Source organism: Agarivorans sp. TSD2052, assembly GCF_023238625.1.
In the GTDB taxonomy this organism is placed as follows: domain Bacteria; phylum Pseudomonadota; class Gammaproteobacteria; order Enterobacterales; family Celerinatantimonadaceae; genus Agarivorans.
Map to the genome: position 1 here is coordinate 1,756,408 of NZ_CP096670.1, position 18,202 is coordinate 1,774,609.

An 18,202-nucleotide genomic window follows, 5' to 3' on the forward strand; every position below is an offset into this window, starting at 1 on the left:
CGTGGGGCCACATTATTGGTCTAGGCATTTATGGGGGACTCATGACGCAACACGTTCCAGTAGTGACAGTAGACGGCCCAAGTGGGTCAGGCAAAGGGACGTTATGTCAACGTTTAGCCCAGCACTATCATTGGCAATTATTAGATAGCGGCGCGATTTATCGTGTGTTGGCACTCGCAGCTATTCATCATGATGTGCAATTAGATAACGAAGAAGCATTGAGCTTATTGGCCGCCCATTTAGATGTTCGGTTTGAAGCGATCAATGGCCAAACCATGGTGATATTAGAGGGAGAAGATGTTTCCCTTGAAATCCGTAAAGAAACGGCAGGTAATGCCGCTTCTAAAGTGGCTGCTTTTCCGCGTGTACGCGAGGCCCTATTACGTAGGCAACGCGGATTTAAAAGCTTACCGGGCTTAATTGCCGATGGTCGAGATATGGGGACGGTGGTATTTGTTGACGCCCCAGCAAAGATTTTTTTAGATGCGAGCGCGGCGATACGGGCCGAGCGGCGCTATAATCAGTTGCAAGATAAAGGCTTTGATGTTAGTTTTGACCACCTTTTGAGCGAAATTGAAGAACGAGACCAACGAGATAGAAACCGTTCGGTTGCTCCTTTAGTTCCTGCTCAAGATGCGTTAGTAATTGATTCTACTGCACTTTCTATTGATGAAGTGGTTTCAATGTCGATAGCGTTTATCGACGAAAAATTAACCCAGTAATCTCTGGGATTTATCTCACCTATAACATGGATGAAATAGGTGTTTATTATTAACCCCATTTAGCCGGATTGCTGAGTGGCCGTTTCTATATGTGTAAATTATAAAATGACTGAATCTTTTGCTCAACTCTTTGAAGAGTCTCTACAGAATTTGGAATTTCGTTCTGGTTCTATTGTTAAAGGTACTGTAGTAGGTATCGAAAACGGTATGGTATTAGTAGACGCTGGCCTTAAGTCAGAATCTGCCATTCCTGCCGAGCAGTTTAAAAATGCTGCTGGTGAATTGGAAGTTGAAGTAGGCGCTGAAGTAGACGTAGCCCTTGACGCTGTTGAAGATGGTTTCGGTGAAACTGTTCTTTCTCGCGAAAAAGCTAAACGTCACGAGTCTTGGATCCAACTTGAGAGTGCTTACGAAGAGCAAGCAACGGTTGTTGGTATCATCAATGGTAAAGTTAAAGGTGGCTTTACAGTTGAAGTTAACACCATCCGTGCATTCTTGCCTGGTTCACTAGTTGACGTTCGCCCAGTTCGCGATACCGCTCACCTAGAAGGCAAAGAGCTTGAATTTAAAGTTATCAAGCTTGACCAGAAACGTAACAACGTAGTGGTATCTCGTCGTGCTGTTATCGAAACTGAAAACAGTGTTGAACGTGATCAACTTCTTGAGAACCTACAAGAAGGTCAAGAAGTTAAAGGTATCGTTAAGAACCTTACTGACTACGGTGCATTCGTTGATCTTGGCGGTGTTGACGGTCTTCTACACATCACTGACATGGCTTGGAAACGCGTTAAGCACCCAAGCGAAATTGTTAATGTTGGCGATGAAATCAACGTTAAAGTACTTAAGTTTGACCGTGAGCGCACTCGTGTATCTCTAGGTCTTAAACAGCTGGGTGAAGATCCATGGGTAGCAATTGCTAACCGTTACCCAGAAGGTGCTCGTCTTGAAGGTCGCGTAACTAACCTTACTGACTACGGTTGTTTCGTTGAAATCGAAGACGGTGTTGAAGGTCTAGTTCACGTTTCTGAAATGGATTGGACTAACAAAAACATCCACCCATCTAAAGTGGTTAACGTGGGTGACCTTGTTGAAGTTATGGTATTGGATATTGACGAAGAACGTCGTCGTATCTCGCTTGGTTTGAAACAGTGTAAAGTTAATCCATGGGAGCTATTCGCTAGCACTCACGATAAGAACGACAAAGTTTCAGGTAAAATCAAGTCTATCACTGACTTTGGTATCTTCATCGGCCTTGACGGCGGTATTGACGGTCTTGTTCACCTATCTGACATCTCTTGGGATGCTCAAGGTGAAGAAGCGGTTCGCGACTTTAAGAAAGGCGACGAAATCGAAGCTGTTGTACTACAAGTTGACGCAGAACGTGAGCGCATTAGCCTAGGTGTTAAACAGCTTGCTGAAGACCCATTCAACAACTACTTAGCTGACCTTAAGAAAGGTGCCCTAGTAAACGGTACTGTTTCTGAAGTTGATGCTAAAGGCGCAACTATCGAACTAGCAAGTGGCGTTGAAGGTTACTTACGTGCTGGCGATGTTAGCCGTGACCGTGTTGAAGATGCTTCACTGGTTCTTTCTGTTGGCGACAAGCTTGAAGCTAAGTTTGTTGGTGTTGACCGTAAGAACCGCGTAATCAGCCTTTCTATCCGTGCTAAAGACGAAGCGGACGAGAAAGAAGCGATGGCTACTCTGAACAAGAAAGAAGATGCTCAGATTGGTAACGCAATGGCTGACGCATTCAAATCAGCGCTTAAAGGCGAATAATCTTTAAATCTTTTTTTAGATTTATGTGATTGAATATTGGGGGGGACTTGTCCCCCCCAAGTTCTTTATCTACACTGGTATTAGTTCCCTTTATCAATGGCTTGGAGAATCCATGACTAAATCTGATTTAATTGAAATACTCGCGAGTAAACATATTCAATTTACCAGTAAAGAAATTGAGTCGGCAATTAAAGAAATCTTAGAGCAAATGACCTGTTCACTACAGGAAGGCGATAGGATTGAAATCCGTGGTTTTGGTAGTTTTTCTCTGCATTTTAGAGCGCCTCGAGTAGGTAGAAATCCAAAGACCGGTGAGAAAGTCGAGCTTTCTGGTAAACATGTTCCTCACTTTAAACCTGGTAAAGAATTGCGAGAACGGGTAAATAACGACCTATAGTCTTGTTTCTTTTACAATTAGGTGATCTTGGCTGGTTAAATTAGCGTGATTGCTGCATAATTTCCCTAGCTTTTATTTGGCTTAGGAGGTTGTGTGAAAGCAATATTTTCTACATTACTTTTGGTTGTGTTGTTTGTAACAGCGTTAGCTGTTGGCGCTCAGAATGACGAAATTGTGAGTGTTAATTATCTTATCGCTGAATCTGACATGCGACTCTCATGGTTAATGGCTGGCTTATTTATTACCGGTTTTATTACCTGTTTACTGTTTTTGTTGGCCTTCTATACACGCATTCGTATGGAAAGCGCAAGCTTAAAGCGGCGTTTGGCAAAACAACAGAAACAACTGAATAAACTGCAAAACGAGATGGTCAAGGATAATTAATGCTTGGCTTGTTGTTCTTGTTATTACCTGTTGCTGCAGCCTATGGTTGGTATATGGGGCAGCGCAGTGTAAGGCAAAGTCAGCAACAACAAGCAAATCACGTATCTAAACAATATGTTGAAGGCTTAAACTTACTTCTTTCCAACCAATCTGATAAAGCTGTAGATTTGTTTATTGACTTACTCCAAGTCGATTCTGATACCATTGATACCCACCTCGCCCTTGGTAATCTTTTTCGTCAACGCGGAGAAGTAGACCGCGCCATTCGGATTCACCAAAACCTGATTGCTCGTGAAGGCATTGATATAGACCAGCGTAATTTGGCTTTACAACAATTGGCTAAAGACTACTTGGCTGCTGGCTTATTCGATAGAGCAGAAGCCTTATTAATTGAGCTACAAGAAGAGCCCGATTACCGGCAGCTAGCATTGAAGCAATTACTCAGCATTTACCAACAAACGCGCGAGTGGCAGCAAGCGATTATAATCGCTAAAAAAGTCGACCCTAAGCAGCTCAATGATATTCACCGACAAATAGCCCACTTTTATTGCGAACAGGCGCAGGAATTAGAAACCGCAGGTAAACAGTCGAAAAGCCAAGCCTTACTGAAAAAAGCCTTATCTAATGACAAGAACTGCGTTAGAGCCAGTTTGCATTTGGCCCAAATTCAGCGTGCTCAAGGTGATTTTAAGGGCGCACTAAAATATCTAAATAAGATCCCTGAACAGGATATAGACTTCGCCTCTGACGCCTTAGCTATCTATAAATCTTGTAGTGAACAAATGGGTAAGCCTGAATACTATCAGCAATTTTTAGAATATTGCTTGTCTCTAAAAAGCAGCGCTAGCGTAGTGGTAGAGCTGTCAGCAGTTTATCAAGAAGTGCACGGCGTAGAGCAAGCGCAAGATTTATTAGCCGATGAACTTAAACGTAACCCCACCATGAAAGGGTTTCACCACTTAATGGGACTACACTTAAACTCGGCTGAAGAAGGCCAAGCCAAGCAGAGCTTACAAGTATTACGTGGTCTAGTCACACAACAACTTAAAATTAAACCCCATTATCAGTGTCGACGATGTGGTTTTACATCGCATTCAATTTACTGGCATTGCCCTTCTTGTAAAAGCTGGGGAACAGTAAAACCGATAATGGGACTCGACGGAGAATAGAACCAATGCAAGACCCTAAAGTATTAGTCGCCTTAGATTACGCGGATCTAAAAGAGTGTTTGAACTTTGTTGCTCAGCTTGAGCCTGGTTCATGTCGGCTAAAAGTGGGTAAAGAGATGTTTACTTTATTTGGACCTGAGCTGGTCAATACACTGCATCAACGTGGTTTTGAGGTTTTCTTAGATCTTAAGTTTCATGATATTCCAAATACCGTTGCTAAGGCTGTGAGTGCCGCTGCTGAGTTAGGCGTATGGATGGTGAACGTTCACGCGAGTGGCGGAAGAAGAATGATGGAAGCCGCTAAAGCCGCTTTAGAACCTTACGGCGATAAACGCCCTAAGCTGATCGCCGTTACCGTTTTAACCAGCATGGATCAATCGGATTTAACTGAACTGGGCATTACCATTAGCCCCCAGCAACAGGTAGAGCGCTTAGCCACTTTAACTAAGCAGTGTGGTTTAGACGGTGTTGTCTGCTCAGCACATGAAGCTCAATCACTGAAAAAACTACTGGGTGTAGACTTCTCGTTAATTACACCGGGTATTAGACCAGCAGGCAGTGATCAAGGCGACCAACGTCGAATCATGACACCGCTAGAAGCGATTAGAGCGGGTTCTGACTATTTAGTGATAGGAAGGCCTATCACTAAAGCTGAAGCTCCTGCTGAAGTGCTTAGCGCGATTAACCAACAATTGTTAGCTTAGCGAGCAACTGGTGTGCTGGCTTTCTTCACAACTAAATAAGCCAGCGCCATTAAAACACCCACCACTGCGAAATACAGGTGGGCGTTGATAGCAACATCAATGCCTATCATTTGTTTGACCCATGGGTCACCGCCGTACAGTTGTTCTAGTAGTAGTTTTATAGACAAGCCAGCTAACACTAAACCGCCAATTTTAGCGTTACCTTTGATCACATCTACACTTGCTGCGTAGGCCAACAAGCCATGTATTAAACCAGACAGCCCAACGTACTCTGCATAGTTTGCGTAAAGTAAGGCATAACCGCCAATACTGCTTATAGTGATACTGATTAGCAAAAAATGGCGATTGGATAAACGTTCATCATAGATAAAATAAATGAGGGTTAGGGCGGCGACATTCATTAACCAGTGAATGAAATTATTGTGACAAAAGTTACCGCTTAATATGCGCCAGTATTGGCCTGCTTGGATCTGTTTCAAGTGCCAACTTGCCCAATCACTATGGGGTAATAATAACCAAGATAATGCTATCATCAGCCATAAATACCAAAAACGTTTCAGCAAAATACTATACATAGTTAGCAGCGTCGGCGGTTGATCCAAGGTACAGCATTTATCCTTGATGCTCGTAGCTTAGCGGGTCGTTAAGGCCGTTTAACTGAAATGCTTCCAGACGTTCCTGACAGGCTCCGCATTTTCCACAAGCTTGTTCGCGGCCGTTATAACAGGTCCAAGTTTGCGCATAATCTAAGTTCATGCGTAAACCATCTTGTAGTATTTCTATTTTTGATTGCAGCAAGTAAGGGCTTATCACTTCTACTGGGTCATAGTTGGCCACTAAGCTGACATCATTCATTTTATTGACGAATTCTGGTCGACAATCCGGATAAATGGCGTGATCACCAGAGTGTGCCCCATAGAATACTTTTTTAGCGCCAATTGATACTGCATAAGCAATGGCTAAAGAGAGCAAAATCATATTTCGATTGGGCACTACAGTAGATTTCATCGATTCTTCTTGGTAATCCCCTTCAGGAATGTCGAGATCTGAAGTCAGAGATGAACCGGCTAACAATTGATTGATGCTACTAATATCAACAATTTTGTGTTCCAGACTCAGATCATTACAGACCTTTTTAGCATAATCCAACTCTTTAATATGGCGCTGGCCATAGTTAAAACTGAGAGCGAAGGGCTGAAGACCTTGTTCAAGCGTTTTATGTAATACCGTAAAAGAATCCATTCCGCCAGAATAAATGACGACTGCCTTTTCTTTCATTGTTTGCACTTAAAAATGTGGTTTAATATTGCTATTGATTTTCGCTTATTATCAATTGGGATACAAATGTAAGCGGGCTATTTGCCGGTTAATGCGATATTTGAAACCTTTCTAAGCGATGAATTTCATGCCGGAGCCGCTGCGGTTTTTGTTCGCTTACAAGGTAGTGAACTGGTGGGTTTAGTGTGGTTCAAGCAAACTTGGCCGGTAAACCTAGCCGATGAACAAGCACTCGTCACCCTCATCGGTGTTAGTGGTGATATGTCGCGTTGGGTAAACTTCTCAGTCATGCGAAATAAAACACCCAGTAGAGTAGGGTGAAAGACATCGACAATTTAAAGCAATTATTATTGTGCGGCTCAAGTAATAAGGACGTAATGGTTTGTCTGCAAGCTATTAGCCAACATGCAAGAACGACTAAATTGTGTATTGATAGATGTATTAAAAATAACCGGTGTTTGTCTTTACAAACTCATAAATACATTGGAATAGGTTGAGTTGCTATGACACTAAATCTATTTCAAAAAATTACCAAGCTTTCTTAATTAAGGATTATTATGGCTATATTAGTGACCGGTGGTGCGGGGTATATTGGCAGCCACACTGTAGTGGAATTACTCAATCAAGGCGAGGAAGTTATCGTCGTTGATAACTTGTGCAATTCTCATCAAACCTCGCTTGATCGCGTTGAGCAAATATGTGGGAAAAGGGCGACTTTTTATCAAGCTGATGTTTTGGATAAAGAGGCGTTAATTGAAATATTTTCTAAAAATAACATCACTGCAGTAATACATTTTGCCGGGCTAAAAGCGGTGGGCGAATCTACCCAAATGCCGCTTCATTATTATCAAAATAATGTGTCCGGTACGTTGGTATTATGTGAGGTAATGGCTCAGTTTAATATAAAAAACCTGGTATTTAGTTCCTCGGCAACGGTTTATGGTGACCCAGCAACGGTACCAATTATAGAGAGCTTTCCAACGGGGGCGACTAACCCTTATGGCCGCTCAAAACTTATTGTTGAAGAAATGCTGGGTGATTTATATAAATCTGACAGCAGTTGGAACATTGCGCTATTACGTTACTTTAACCCCGTGGGGGCTCATAAATCTGGGTTAATAGGAGAAGACCCTAATGGTATCCCCAATAACCTTGTGCCTTATATTACTCAAGTGGCGGTGGGCCGTTTAGCCCAGCTTAGTGTGTTTGGCGACGACTACAATACGCCTGATGGTACTGGGGTGCGTGACTATATTCACGTTGTTGATTTAGCCAAAGGGCATTTAAAAGCGTTAGACAAATTGGCGGGCAATGCTGGCCTTGTCACCTATAACTTGGGGACAGGGCAGGGTTATAGTGTACTTGATATGATTAAGTCTTTTGAGGCGGTGTCAGGTAAAACCATTAATTATAAAGTCGCCCCGCGCCGACCTGGCGATATAGCCGCCTGTTATTCAGATCCTTCTTTGGCTAAGCAGGAGTTAGATTGGCAAGCAGAATTAAGCTTGGCAGATATGGCAGAAGACTCGTGGCGTTGGCAGCAAGGTAATCCTAATGGTTTCGGCTCGTAATCTTAGCCGTTAAAAAAAAAGCGAGCTTATCGCTCGCTTTTAGTTAGCACTCTATTTAGATAAGAAAATCGTCTTTAGATTTACCTTCATTTTTAATGGCTTTTTGAATTGGTGATGGCGTTCTGCCTTGACCTGTCCACGTTTTTTCTTCGCCATTTTCGTCAACAAATTTATATTTAGCAGGTAAAGGTTGACGTTTTTTACGTTCTTTTACTGGCGCTTGTTCGATCATTGACAATAATTCGCTAGGATCAATACCGTCTTGCTCTAGTAGCGCTTTATATTTTTCAAGCTTTTCACGTTTTTCTTGTAACTGTTTTTCTTCTTCTTGTTGCGCTTGATAACGGTCGTCGAGAATTGACTTTAATTTATTATAGCTTTCTTCAATTTGTTCGATAGATAATTCTTTGGTGGCTGCTTTTAAGCTTCTTGCGTTTAAAAACACTTTAATGAAATCGCTCATGTTACCCCTACTTTTATATTTATATATTTAACCTTCACAACAAATATTAATTAGATAACTTGCATTGTCAATTAACTACTTACAAATAAGCCATTTTGTCACTATTAACTGGCTTGGCTTTTTCGCAAATTTTAGGTTGTTAATTCTGGTTTTTACGGTACAATTCAGTCACTAATACTGATATGTAGAGGAGCGTCAGTCAAAAGTAGCGCAATATGGGGTGATGCCAATGATTTTGCGTGAAAGGGGCTGGTGCCGAAGCAATAAACCTTATCTGGGAATATTGCTGGTGCTGTATTTAATAAGTACAGCATTGTCATAGTTAACACTATGGAGAGCTACAGAGTCCTGCCTTCAAATGATGAAGTCCAACTCGGTTTGCTCTCTACAATACAAATAGAGAACTCATGCAAACAATTCCATATACCGACTCCTTATTGTCAATTTTACCTCCTGTTATTGCCCTTGTGGTTGCACTTGCAACTCGTAGGGTGATACTCGCCTTAAGCTGTGGCATTGTTACTGGCGCCTTTTTACTGAGTGGTTACTCTTTCACTGGCAGCAGCGAATACTTAGCGCAGCTAACCGTGGGTTTAGTTTGGGAAGACGGCGCAATGAATTTGTGGAACTCGCAAATTATAGTGTTTCTGCTGCTGTTAGGGGGCATGACCAGTTTAATGACCGCCACCGGCTCTACCCATGCTTTTGCTGAATGGGCCAAAACGCGAATCAAAACTAAGCGCCATGCTACGGTAACCACCGCCCTATTAAGCTTTGTCGTGTTTGTTGATGACTATTTTCACAGCCTTGCGGTTGGCAGTGTCGCTCGTCCGTTAACCGATCAAGCCGGCGTATCCCGCGCCAAGCTGGCATATCTACTCGATTCAACCGCTGCGCCGATGTGTGTATTAATGCCATTATCTAGCTGGGGCGCATACATTATCGCCTTAGTGGGTGGTATTTTGGTTACCCATGGTATTACCGATATCACTCCACTGGCCGCGTTTGCTACGATGGTCCCACTGAACTTTTATGCGATATTCGCCTTATTAATGGCTTTAACTGTCGCCTATTTCAACCTCAATATTGGCCCAATGAAGAAGCACGAAACTGCCGCTCAGCAAGGCGAGTTGTTTGATAGCAGCAAAGGAGAGCCTGCCGGTAGTGTTAATCATCAGTTTGAGGCCAGTAATGGGTCACCATTGGGTTTGGTGTTACCAATTTTATTACTAACCGCCGTCACTTTTATTAGCTTCGTCGTGACAGGGGCGCAAGCTCTTGACCAAGAGCAAAGCTTTAGTTTATTGGCCGCTCTAGAAAATACCGATGTCACCTTATCCCTAGTGTATGGTGGCCTAGTAGGCTTAGCGGTGAGTATCGCTTTTGCTGTCAAACAGTCATTAACCGCCTCTCAATTAGTTAATGCCATATGGCTAGGGCTTAAAGCCATGAGCCCGGCTATCCTGATCTTGTTATTTGCTTGGTCAATCAGCGGCGTTATTGGTGATATGGAAACCGGTAAGTACCTAGCATCAAAACTACATGGCGCGATTAATCCGGCAATGTTACCGGTTCTTATTTTTGTTCTGGCTGGTATTATGGCGTTTTCAACGGGCACTAGCTGGGGAACATTCGGCATCATGTTACCGATTGCGGCTGACATGGCGGTGGCCAGTGATGTGGCGTTAATTCTGCCTATGCTGTCAGCGGTATTAGCGGGTGCAGTATTTGGTGATCATTGTTCACCGATATCTGATACCACTATTTTGTCTTCGACGGGCGCAGCTTGTCACCATATAGACCATGTAGCCACTCAGCTACCTTATGCGCTATTGGTCGCTGCTATTAGCATTGTTAGCTACTTAGTGATGGGCTTCAGCGGCAGTGTTATGACGGCCTTATCGGTTGGTTTGGTGTTATTTGGTCTGCTCACTGCGGGTTTGTATCAATTACAGCAATCGTCCGCGAAAGCGTGTGCGTAAAATTATTTAGGAACAGAGTTGTAAATGGCTTCACTACATTTTAAATATGCAGCAATGAATTCAGGCAAATCAACGCAGTTGATTCAAGCTCACTTTAATTATCTAGAGCGAGGTTTGTGCCCGTTGGCTTTAATTCCAGCGTTGGATACTCGCGATGGTGTCGGGGTAATTAAAGCAAGAGTCGGTTTGTCACTTGAGGCTGAAACCTTTAATAAACAACAAGACTTGTTTGACTTGGTAATTAACAAACATCAATCCAGTAAACAAGATGTAGTGATTGTCGATGAAGGGCAGTTTTTAAGCCGCGACCAAGTCTACCAGTTAGCCAAAGTCGTGGATGAGCTGAATATACCGGTTATGGTATACGGGTTAAAAACTGACTTTATGGGTGAGTTGTTTGAAGGTGCTTATCATTTACTATGTTTGGCGGACAAACTGGAAGAACTAAAAACCATTTGTTGGTGTGGCAATAAGGGGCACTTTAACGCGCGCATTGATCAAAATGGTCAAGTGGTGAGTGAGGGCTTACAAATAGAAATTGGCGGTAATGAACGTTACGTATCGTTGTGCCGTAAGCACTTTATTCAAGGTAACGCGGGCGAGCATTAAGCTTTATTAGATTGATTAAGATCAGTGAGGGCGTTGCTACAGCGACGCTCTGCTGATTTCAACTCCATTAATACAACCTGAATGTCTTCAAGCTGCTGTAATAAACTTCTTTTTCTAAGCTTAATATTATCCAGTAGATTAACGACTTCATGACTGCTGTTTAACTTGGCGTCATAGAGGTCAAATAGTTCTTTAATTTCATTTAAGGAAAAGCCTAAACGTTTGCCCCGCAAAATTAGCTTAAGCCGTAACTTATCATGTTTACTGTAGAGTCTTTTACTGGCTACGCGTAATGGTTGCAATAGTCCTTGGTCTTCGTAGAAACGAATACTGCGGGTGCTAATGGCAAATTCTTTGGCTAAATCACTAATCGTAAAAGGCGTTGGCGTTGTGGCCATTGTTACCTCAAAATAAAGTGGAAGTGACTAAAGCGTGGTTGCTAAGCGGTGATTGGTCAAATGAACAACAGCCGCCAGCGAGTCACTGGCGGCTTAATAATTAGAAGCTATGGTTGTATTGAATGGCGGCAATATAGGCATCGCCCTTAGATACAAACTCTACACCTTCTTCATTAAAGCTACCTTCTTTACCTTGAATGTAGGTAAAGCCAGCATCTAAGCTGCCTTTTTCACTGAGGTGGTAAGTGAAACCTAAGCCATAGTTGTAACGGTCGTTATCCGGAATACTAATGGTTTTATGGGTACGTGATGGGCTTTGGTCAAAAGCCATACCGGCGCGCAATTCCCAAGCAGGATTTAAGTACCACGTACCGCCAAAGGCAACGCGGTAAGAGTTGCTAAACTTCTCTTGTTTGTTTAACACACTGCCAATGCCCTCAGAGGTGGCGTTAATTTCTTGGAAAGTACTCCAGCCGGTCCATACATAGCTGTAGTGAACCGCAAAGGCATCATTTAAACGGTTATAACCTGAAAACTCGAAAATATCGGGAAGGTTAAGGGTGAGCTCACCGGGAATAGTTTCACCGCCCGTTCCGTAGGGATTATCACTTAGTCCTTCTGGAATATCTGAATGGAAATCACCTTCAAAACCTAAATCGACCTTAGAGCGGTAGCTAATACCAAAACGGTGGTTTGAATTAACTTCCCATAAGGCGCCAACATTCCAACCAAAGCCCCAGCCGTCACCTTCTAAAGAAGCCGCTGTACCATCGGCAGGGAAGGGACCACCAGTGCCAAAGTTACGCACTAGCTTAGCGGTGCCATAAACTGCGTTCACCCCTGCACCAATACTAAATTGTTGATTGATGCGGTAAGAAACATTTGGGTTTAGGTTCAAAGTAATTAGCTCAGTTTGACCGGCTAGAGAACCAGCAGCGTAATCTGCAGGGTAGTCAGTGGACAAACCAAAGTTAGAGAACATGCCTACCCCCCAGGCCCACTGGTCGTTCAAGGGTTGGATGAAATAGCCAGCCGGTACCGCCGCACCAGGAACAACATCATTATTAGTTAAGGCATTATCGATACTGTCTACGCCTGTATTTCCTTTAACGTAAACGTCAGGAGCGATGTAGCTTAAGGCACCAGAGACAGCGATGCTATCAAACATCGCCATGGCAGCGGGGTTACGCGCCATAACCGCTGCATTGTCGGCAATCGCCGCTTCACCGGCAAAAGAGCGGCCTAAGCCTGTCGCCGAATGCTCAACCAATTGAAAGCCAGCGGCGCTAAGCTCAGTGGCAGTAAGTGTTGCAGACGCAGCAATAAGTGCGAGTGGTAATTTCCTTATTTTCATCGTTCCCTCTTTATAACGGGGTTAAGTTATTATAATTACACCAAGTCAGACCACTGACCTCTGACCAGATTAGGGGTAATTTAATAAAATGTTAAGCAAGTGTTAATTATTTTTGTCAAAACTTCGAGCTGCCGCACAAAAGTTAAACAGGCGTTTAACTTGTGAGTTAGCTTGAAAATAAAAGCAGAATGGGTGATTTGCAGATATTGGTGTGAGAATAACAAAAGCTAATATGGCTTTGCCAACATTAACGCTGTTAATCGTTAATGTTGGCGGGTAAAGCACATTATATTGACTGATTTAGATCGTGAGTGAGGGCTTCCACGGTTTTTTCTATGGGTTCATTTCGCTCGCCTACGACCACTAAACTGGCATTGTTTAAGGCGGTAACCATACCGTGCATCTTCTTATCAGCAAAGCTTTCAACCGCCTGTAGTTCGGTTGATTTAGGCACCACAAACACATTGATGTTAGAGCCCATTTTTCCTTTCATTACCATGTGAAAAGCGGGACTACCAGCATAAGCACAATGGTTTACGTACACGACATCGCCAGGGATTTGGTCAAAGCTAGCACCATAACGCACCAGCTTAGCATTAATTGTTTGTAAGTTAGGTTGTTCATCCACACCACTAATGTAGGGCATTTCATCGTAAACATGATGGAGTGCTATTTGCCCCATGTCGTGACTTTCGCTAGTTTGCCACGGGTTAAAATTGATGCTGATACCCACCGCAAAGGCGACAGACGCAGCCACCGCAAGGTGAAAACGGGTTTTGCGTTTGTAACGCAACTGCGAGTCATCAAAGCTTTGGCTCAAAATTAAACGTTCAGCCAATGCATCTGGCACATCTACATTTAGTGCTTGTTCTAATTTACTTTCGAACTGTTGCATATCATCAAATAGTTGCTTGTTTTTGCTGGTTCTGGTCGCTTCCTCGATGAGCGCGTCGTTGCGTTCACGAGGATTGGTATACAACTGGCGGCGAAACTCTAGCTCATCCATTACTGTGTCCTCGATTTTGGCCATCTTCTAAGGCTTCTTTTAGTTGATTGCGGGCGCGAAACAAACGTGTCATCACGGTGTTTTTGTTCAGTTCTAACATCTCAGCAATTTCGTCCCCACTAAAACCACCAATCACTTGCAGCAACAGCGGTTCTTTGTATTCGGGAGCAAGCTTGTCAATCTGCCGCCTTAGCCATACATTTTCAATTTGCTGTTCGGTGGATGTTGAATGAACATCGGCCACCGAGTGGTCTTCGATATCCACCAAATTAAACTGTTTGCGCTCAAACCGTCGCGCATTCTCGCGTCGTAATATGGTGATTAACCACGACTTAGCCGCTTTTTCGTCTTTTAGGCTATCGAGCGATCGCCATGCTCGCAGAAAAGTTTCCTGAACAATGTCTTCGGCAATGTGTTTATCGTGTACCAGCCAATAGGCGTAACGATAAATATCTCGATTATAAGCCTGCACGAGGGCTTCATAACGTTTTTGTTTTGCTTCCATACCCGACATGACCGAGTCGGTTTGCTTTTTCTTTCGAAAAAAATCAACAACCATGTAAATTCCTAGATAAAACGCCTAAGACTAATCTGTTATGATACGTATCAAAGAGAGTTAACTGCCTATGTGGTACACATTGTACACCTGATCGCGCCTTAGTTTAAGTTGTGTGAATAGTAAGGTCGGTCGCAAAAATAAAGGAAAATTGATGAAAACTAAATTAGAAGAATCACAAACTTGCTGTTGTGTAGATGTAGGTGCGGTAATCGACGGTGAAGAGCTTACCGCTGTTGTTGAAGAAGGGTTTGCAGAACAAGCGCTAGCGGAAGCAAGATTAGCTAATTTAATTGAAAAAGCACGCAAGGCCGAATCAGATCCTTGCGAGATCACTAGCGACATCAGCTCCGTAGAAGGCGGGGTTAAATTAAACGCGTCTTTCACTTTTGCCTGCCAAGCAGAAAGCTTAATCTTTCAATTAAGCCTTAACCGCTAACCGCTTAAGGGTTGAGCGAGGACAGTGCCGACTGGCCTTGCTCTTTTTTAGCCTTTAACTTTTTCTTAATACTGGCGCACTGCTGATAAAACTGCTTCAAATCTAGCGCTGCTTGCGCATTATTCCCCCAGTTTTCCCGAGATAGTTGCTGTAGTTGCATCTCTAATTCACGCGACGTTGGCTGTTGGTTTAGCCATTGACGCAAGGCGTGTTCTGCTACTTGGCTCTGTTGCTGCTGGCAAGCATTAGCAAATCGTTGCCAAGGTTGATTGTTTAAGCCATCAGCTTGTTCAGGGCTTGGTGGTTGTTCAGACTGCTGAAGGGGGGCGCCGCGGCGACGTTTCACACTCCATACTAATAGTCCTAAAGTCACTAGCCAAGCTATCGCAAATAGCCATGTCCAAATTGAAGTGGTCGCTTGGCTAGGTGCTTGTGGGGTGTCTGTGGCGCTTGGCTGCAAGTTTGCCAATTGTTGATTAATTGGTGCGGCTACGACAGTCATTGTTCGCTCGGCTATTTTTGCCGTGGCCAATTGGTCGCTGCCTAAATCCCACCAAGGGACCGACCAGCCCGGCAGACTCAGCTCGCCAGTGTTTACCGGGATGAGTGCAACATTTAAGCTGCGCTGCGCGAATACAATGCCGTCTTTGACGATGGTTCGGTCTTGATAGTCTTCAGGGTAAACCCGAAAATTATCACCGTAGTCGATGCTTATCTCGGGTAACTGCGCTTCAGTAATACCTGCAATGGTTAAATTGATAATGCGAGTAAAGGCTTGGCCTTGTTGATAATCACTTTGCAAAGGTTGGATTTCTTCATAGAGCAGCACGTCGGTAGAGGGGAGCCAGGTGCCTGGGAAATCAGCAGGCGGTGCTTTTACTTCTAAAGATAAGGTTTGAGCGGCGATATCTACCGGGCGAGCTCGGCGGTTAATATCATTGGCAAGCCCACTTAAACGTGGACCTTTTACCTCAAATTGACCGGCTTTTTCTGGGGTGATCAGCCAGTGGCGTAATAGTGTGCGATAACGCTTACCGTCTACAATCTCTAAATCTTGTTTGTCATCACCTAGCTTCTCAATTTTTGCGCCTAACATACTTGGGGCAATAATATTGGCTTGATCTAAACTATTGGCCACCCATATTTTTGCAGTAAAACGCACCGGCTGGCCGATATATACTTGCGCATTGTCGAGGCTCACTTCCATGCGCACTTGGTCTTTGCTTGGCTCTATGGCTGCAATGGTTTTAGCTTTTAGTTGAATAGGGATGGTTTGCTGGCCGCCAATACTGAAAGAGGGGATCAGGTAGCTGCCTTCTTCTCGCACTAACAAGGTGGTTGTCCAACGGGTTTGGGTGGATGACACCCCATTGATACTCGTGTGCTGCCTACCCGTAGAAGTGCTGCCAACCACAAAGTTTTGGCGTAGCAATACCGATGAATCAAATTCGCTGGCTGGCAGGGTGTCATCAGCGATGATTTCTAGGGTGAAGGCTTGCCCAACAGCGACCGGATTTTGACTGACGGTAGCGGTTACTTCAGTAGTGGCATAACTGTTTAAGCTAAGTAAAAGAATAATACAAAGGCTGAGCGCTTTCACTTACCAATTCTCCTGATTGCTGGGTTGACGACGGCGTTTTTGGTATTCAAGGTACATTTTGTTGCGTAGCAATAAGCTAGGGTCGTTAGGCAGTTCATCCAACCATTGTTCTAGCTGATCTTTATCCAATGGCTCACCGCTTGGTGAACCCGCTTGCGCGCTTTGCTGTTCATCGTCTTCTGCTGGCTCAGTCGCTTCGGCTTGTTCGGCTTGCTGTTGTTCATTTGGTTGCTGTTGGTCGGGGTCTTCCTCTGCGGCTTGTTGTTCTTGCGCAGTGTCTGAGTCGTCGTTTTGCTGTGACGATTGAGAATCGGCCGATTGCTGTTGCTCATTGTTTTCTTGAGATTGCTCTGAATCATCCTTCGATTGCTCTGATTGTTGCTGCTGGTTTTGCTGTTGTTCAAGCAGTTTTTCAACCAGCCCTTTGTTATGGCTAGCGGCTTCTAAATCAGGCTGGCGTTGCAAAGCCTGCTCATAGGCAGATATTGCTTCAGGGTAGTGACCAAGCTGAGTGAGGGAATTACCTTGGTTGAACCAACCTTCAGCGCTGTCATCTTGAGAGAACAGTTGCTGAGCTTGCTGATATTCACCGGCTCGATATAGCGCCGAGGCTTTCCAGCTAGAATCGTTAAACAGTTCTGCGGCTTGTTGATATTGCTCTGCCTCAAAGGCTTGGTGTGCTTGTTGGGCGTCATTCTGCCAGATATCAGCGGCTGTAGCAGGTTTAGGTAGCGTAAACACGCCTATCGTTATACTAAGCATTAATAGCTCGGCACGGCGAACGCTGTTGAGTAATAGCAATAGAATAAACGGTAGTAGGTAGTAACCCACATCTTGTCTTATTTGCCCTTGCTGCGCGCTAACTTGGTTTTGCTCGCTATTGCGGCTTCGTAATGAGCCGAGTTTTTCAATATCACTGTTATCGGCACTTATCAGTTGGCAAATCCCTGCGGTTTGTTGACACAAGGGCAAAAAATACTCGGCTTGTAACTTAGGGATAACAATGCTGCCATATTGATCTTTAAGCATGCTGCCATTTTCCAATGGAATTGGCGCGCCTTCTTCGGTACCTAGTGCCAACATAGAGAAACGCAAGTTGTGCCGTTGCAGGCTAGCTAAACTCTTGGTCATTTGTTGCTCACTAATACCGTCCCCAATTAATACCACATCGCCTGTGGCATAGCCGGCTTGTTTAATCAACTCGGCGGCTTGTTCAATCGCCAAATTAAGGGCTGAGCCATGACTGGGCATTAACTCTGGTTTTAGGTGGGGAACCAAGTTAGCCAGCGTATTGGTGTCGCTGCTTAAGGGACTTAATACAAAAGCATCACCGGCGTATGCAATTAGTGCCGTTTCGCCGTCTTGCCATTGGTATAATAAATCTAAGGCTTTGTATTTTGCCAGCTCAACTCGGTCGGGTTTTACGTCACGAGCGCGCATGGAGTAGGACATATCCATGATTAATACCCGCGCACTGCCTTCTCGGTAGAGTGGAACATCATCGCTGACGATGCTGGGGCCGCTGAGTGCCAGTATGATTAAACTAAATAAGCCTGCTAGTGACCATTGTGAGCGTTTAGCTTGCTGGGGCGAGGTGATGAGGTATTTAGCAATGCCAGGGCTGAGTAGTTGGCTCCATGCAGATTGCTCTCGTTGCTGTTTTTTAAGCAATAGTAGTAATAACAAGGGGCTTAATAACAGCCATTCGGGGCGCAATAAACTGATATCTAACATTACCGTGCCTCCTTAATAAAGCTTTGAGCAACCAAAGGGCAGAAAGGACGGATTAAG

20 protein-coding genes and 1 riboswitch are annotated in these 18,202 nt (G+C 44.0%); of the genes, 11 read left to right on the top strand and 9 right to left on the bottom strand.

Annotated features, from left to right (window positions below; genetic code table 11):
* Positions 1–41 precede the first annotated feature (41 nt).
* The 6 genes from cmk to pyrF all read left to right on the top strand — a co-directional run bounded on the left by cmk (position 42) and on the right by pyrF (position 5,155).
* Complete coding sequence (cmk, locus tag M0C34_RS07960) at positions 42–722, top strand: (d)CMP kinase (protein WP_248715100.1); 681 nt, start codon at positions 42–44, stop codon at positions 720–722.
* Between the two features lie 105 nt (positions 723–827).
* Positions 828–2,501 carry a 30S ribosomal protein S1 gene (gene rpsA, locus M0C34_RS07965; RefSeq protein WP_248715101.1) on the top strand — a complete coding sequence of 558 codons (1,674 nt, stop codon included), beginning with the start codon at positions 828–830 and terminating at the stop codon, positions 2,499–2,501.
* A 112-nt stretch (positions 2,502–2,613) separates the two neighbouring features.
* Positions 2,614–2,898 (top strand): integration host factor subunit beta, encoded by a 285-nt coding sequence (locus M0C34_RS07970; protein ID WP_248715102.1) that lies wholly within the window; start codon positions 2,614–2,616, stop codon positions 2,896–2,898.
* 93 nt (positions 2,899–2,991) lie between these two features.
* A complete protein-coding gene (locus M0C34_RS07975) occupies positions 2,992–3,282 on the top strand; it encodes a LapA family protein (protein WP_248715103.1) in 291 nt (96 codons plus the stop codon).
* Complete coding sequence (gene lapB / locus M0C34_RS07980; RefSeq protein WP_248715104.1) at positions 3,282–4,451, top strand: lipopolysaccharide assembly protein LapB; 1,170 nt, start codon at positions 3,282–3,284, stop codon at positions 4,449–4,451. The genes M0C34_RS07975 and lapB overlap by 1 nt, the downstream gene beginning before the upstream one ends.
* 5 nt (positions 4,452–4,456) lie before the next feature.
* Complete coding sequence (pyrF, locus tag M0C34_RS07985) at positions 4,457–5,155, top strand: orotidine-5'-phosphate decarboxylase (protein ID WP_248715105.1); 699 nt, start codon at positions 4,457–4,459, stop codon at positions 5,153–5,155.
* Here pyrF and rrtA read toward each other — a convergent pair.
* Both rrtA and queC read right to left on the bottom strand, forming a co-directional pair.
* The gene (rrtA, locus tag M0C34_RS07990; protein WP_248715106.1) at positions 5,152–5,730 is read right to left on the bottom strand and encodes a rhombosortase; all 579 of its coding nucleotides are present in this window, start codon (positions 5,728–5,730) and stop codon (positions 5,152–5,154) included. The genes pyrF and rrtA overlap by 4 nt on opposite strands.
* Positions 5,731–5,767: 37 nt before the next feature.
* Positions 5,768–6,433, bottom strand: a complete 666-nt coding sequence (gene queC / locus M0C34_RS07995) for a 7-cyano-7-deazaguanine synthase QueC (RefSeq protein ID WP_248715107.1) — start codon at positions 6,431–6,433, stop codon at positions 5,768–5,770.
* Between the two features lie 81 nt (positions 6,434–6,514).
* Between queC and M0C34_RS08000 the strand changes: the two genes are divergently transcribed.
* Entirely contained in the window at positions 6,515–6,754 is a 240-nt protein-coding gene (locus tag M0C34_RS08000) for a hypothetical protein (protein WP_248715108.1), read from the top strand.
* 236 nt (positions 6,755–6,990) lie between these two features.
* Complete coding sequence (gene galE, locus M0C34_RS08005) at positions 6,991–8,004, top strand: UDP-glucose 4-epimerase GalE (RefSeq protein WP_248715109.1); 1,014 nt, start codon at positions 6,991–6,993, stop codon at positions 8,002–8,004.
* A gap of 55 nt (positions 8,005–8,059) precedes the next feature.
* Here galE and M0C34_RS08010 read toward each other — a convergent pair whose 3' ends face one another.
* Positions 8,060–8,467 (bottom strand): H-NS family histone-like protein, encoded by a 408-nt coding sequence (locus M0C34_RS08010; protein WP_248715110.1) that lies wholly within the window; start codon positions 8,465–8,467, stop codon positions 8,060–8,062.
* 177 nt (positions 8,468–8,644) lie between these two features.
* A riboswitch (Lysine riboswitch) is annotated at positions 8,645–8,816 on the top strand.
* Positions 8,817–8,874: 58 nt separating this feature from the next.
* Between M0C34_RS08010 and M0C34_RS08015 the strand changes: the two genes are divergently transcribed.
* Positions 8,875–10,449: a Na+/H+ antiporter NhaC family protein gene (locus tag M0C34_RS08015; RefSeq protein WP_248715111.1), complete on the top strand. Its 1,575-nt coding sequence runs from the start codon at positions 8,875–8,877 to the stop codon at positions 10,447–10,449.
* A 24-nt stretch (positions 10,450–10,473) separates the two neighbouring features.
* Complete coding sequence (locus M0C34_RS08020; RefSeq protein WP_248715112.1) at positions 10,474–11,058, top strand: thymidine kinase; 585 nt, start codon at positions 10,474–10,476, stop codon at positions 11,056–11,058.
* Here M0C34_RS08020 and M0C34_RS08025 read toward each other — a convergent pair.
* From M0C34_RS08025 to M0C34_RS08040, 4 genes are all read right to left on the bottom strand, one after another.
* Positions 11,055–11,456 carry a MerR family transcriptional regulator gene (locus M0C34_RS08025; protein ID WP_248715113.1) on the bottom strand — a complete coding sequence of 134 codons (402 nt, stop codon included), beginning with the start codon at positions 11,454–11,456 and terminating at the stop codon, positions 11,055–11,057. The two genes, M0C34_RS08020 and M0C34_RS08025, sit on opposite strands and share 4 nt — an antisense overlap.
* Positions 11,457–11,556: 100 nt before the next feature.
* The gene (locus M0C34_RS08030) at positions 11,557–12,810 is read right to left on the bottom strand and encodes an outer membrane protein transport protein (RefSeq protein ID WP_248715114.1); all 1,254 of its coding nucleotides are present in this window, start codon (positions 12,808–12,810) and stop codon (positions 11,557–11,559) included.
* Positions 12,811–13,096: 286 nt separating this feature from the next.
* A complete protein-coding gene (locus tag M0C34_RS08035; protein WP_248715115.1) occupies positions 13,097–13,840 on the bottom strand; it encodes a DUF3379 family protein in 744 nt (247 codons plus the stop codon).
* On the bottom strand, positions 13,809–14,375 hold the full coding sequence (locus M0C34_RS08040) for a sigma-70 family RNA polymerase sigma factor (RefSeq protein ID WP_248715116.1): 567 nt from the start codon (positions 14,373–14,375) through the stop codon (positions 13,809–13,811). Before M0C34_RS08040 ends, M0C34_RS08035 begins: the two co-directional genes overlap by 32 nt.
* Before the next feature lie 151 nt (positions 14,376–14,526).
* Between M0C34_RS08040 and M0C34_RS08045 the strand changes: the two genes are divergently transcribed.
* The gene (locus M0C34_RS08045) at positions 14,527–14,811 is read left to right on the top strand and encodes a YfcZ/YiiS family protein (RefSeq protein ID WP_248715117.1); all 285 of its coding nucleotides are present in this window, start codon (positions 14,527–14,529) and stop codon (positions 14,809–14,811) included.
* Positions 14,812–14,815: 4 nt separating this feature from the next.
* On the opposite strand, the gene M0C34_RS08050 is transcribed toward M0C34_RS08045, so the two are convergent.
* Positions 14,816–16,411 (bottom strand): BatD family protein, encoded by a 1,596-nt coding sequence (locus M0C34_RS08050; protein WP_248715118.1) that lies wholly within the window; start codon positions 16,409–16,411, stop codon positions 14,816–14,818.
* Positions 16,412–18,145 carry a vWA domain-containing protein gene (locus M0C34_RS08055; protein WP_248715119.1) on the bottom strand — a complete coding sequence of 578 codons (1,734 nt, stop codon included), beginning with the start codon at positions 18,143–18,145 and terminating at the stop codon, positions 16,412–16,414.
* Positions 18,146–18,202: the final 57 nt, after the last annotated feature.

Bases quoted from the DNA above. Each gene is read 5' to 3' on its own strand.
- rpsA (WP_248715101.1), top strand. From the start codon at position 828: ATGACTGAATCTTTTGCTCAACTCTTTGAAGAGTCTCTACAGAATTTG.
- rrtA (WP_248715106.1), bottom strand. From the start codon at position 5,730: ATGTATAGTATTTTGCTGAAACGTTTTTGGTATTTATGGCTGATGATA.
- M0C34_RS08035 (WP_248715115.1), bottom strand. From the start codon at position 13,840: ATGGCCAAAATCGAGGACACAGTAATGGATGAGCTAGAGTTTCGCCGC.
- M0C34_RS08015 (WP_248715111.1), top strand. From the start codon at position 8,875: ATGCAAACAATTCCATATACCGACTCCTTATTGTCAATTTTACCTCCT.
- queC (WP_248715107.1), bottom strand. From the start codon at position 6,433: ATGAAAGAAAAGGCAGTCGTCATTTATTCTGGCGGAATGGATTCTTTT.
- pyrF (WP_248715105.1), top strand. From the start codon at position 4,457: ATGCAAGACCCTAAAGTATTAGTCGCCTTAGATTACGCGGATCTAAAA.
- M0C34_RS07970 (WP_248715102.1), top strand. From the start codon at position 2,614: ATGACTAAATCTGATTTAATTGAAATACTCGCGAGTAAACATATTCAA.
- M0C34_RS08025 (WP_248715113.1), bottom strand. From the start codon at position 11,456: ATGGCCACAACGCCAACGCCTTTTACGATTAGTGATTTAGCCAAAGAA.
- lapB (WP_248715104.1), top strand. From the start codon at position 3,282: ATGCTTGGCTTGTTGTTCTTGTTATTACCTGTTGCTGCAGCCTATGGT.
- M0C34_RS08040 (WP_248715116.1), bottom strand. From the start codon at position 14,375: ATGGTTGTTGATTTTTTTCGAAAGAAAAAGCAAACCGACTCGGTCATG.
- M0C34_RS08020 (WP_248715112.1), top strand. From the start codon at position 10,474: ATGGCTTCACTACATTTTAAATATGCAGCAATGAATTCAGGCAAATCA.
- M0C34_RS08045 (WP_248715117.1), top strand. From the start codon at position 14,527: ATGAAAACTAAATTAGAAGAATCACAAACTTGCTGTTGTGTAGATGTA.
- M0C34_RS08030 (WP_248715114.1), bottom strand. From the start codon at position 12,810: ATGAAAATAAGGAAATTACCACTCGCACTTATTGCTGCGTCTGCAACA.
- cmk (WP_248715100.1), top strand. From the start codon at position 42: ATGACGCAACACGTTCCAGTAGTGACAGTAGACGGCCCAAGTGGGTCA.
- M0C34_RS08010 (WP_248715110.1), bottom strand. From the start codon at position 8,467: ATGAGCGATTTCATTAAAGTGTTTTTAAACGCAAGAAGCTTAAAAGCA.
- M0C34_RS08055 (WP_248715119.1), bottom strand. From the start codon at position 18,145: ATGTTAGATATCAGTTTATTGCGCCCCGAATGGCTGTTATTAAGCCCC.
- galE (WP_248715109.1), top strand. From the start codon at position 6,991: ATGGCTATATTAGTGACCGGTGGTGCGGGGTATATTGGCAGCCACACT.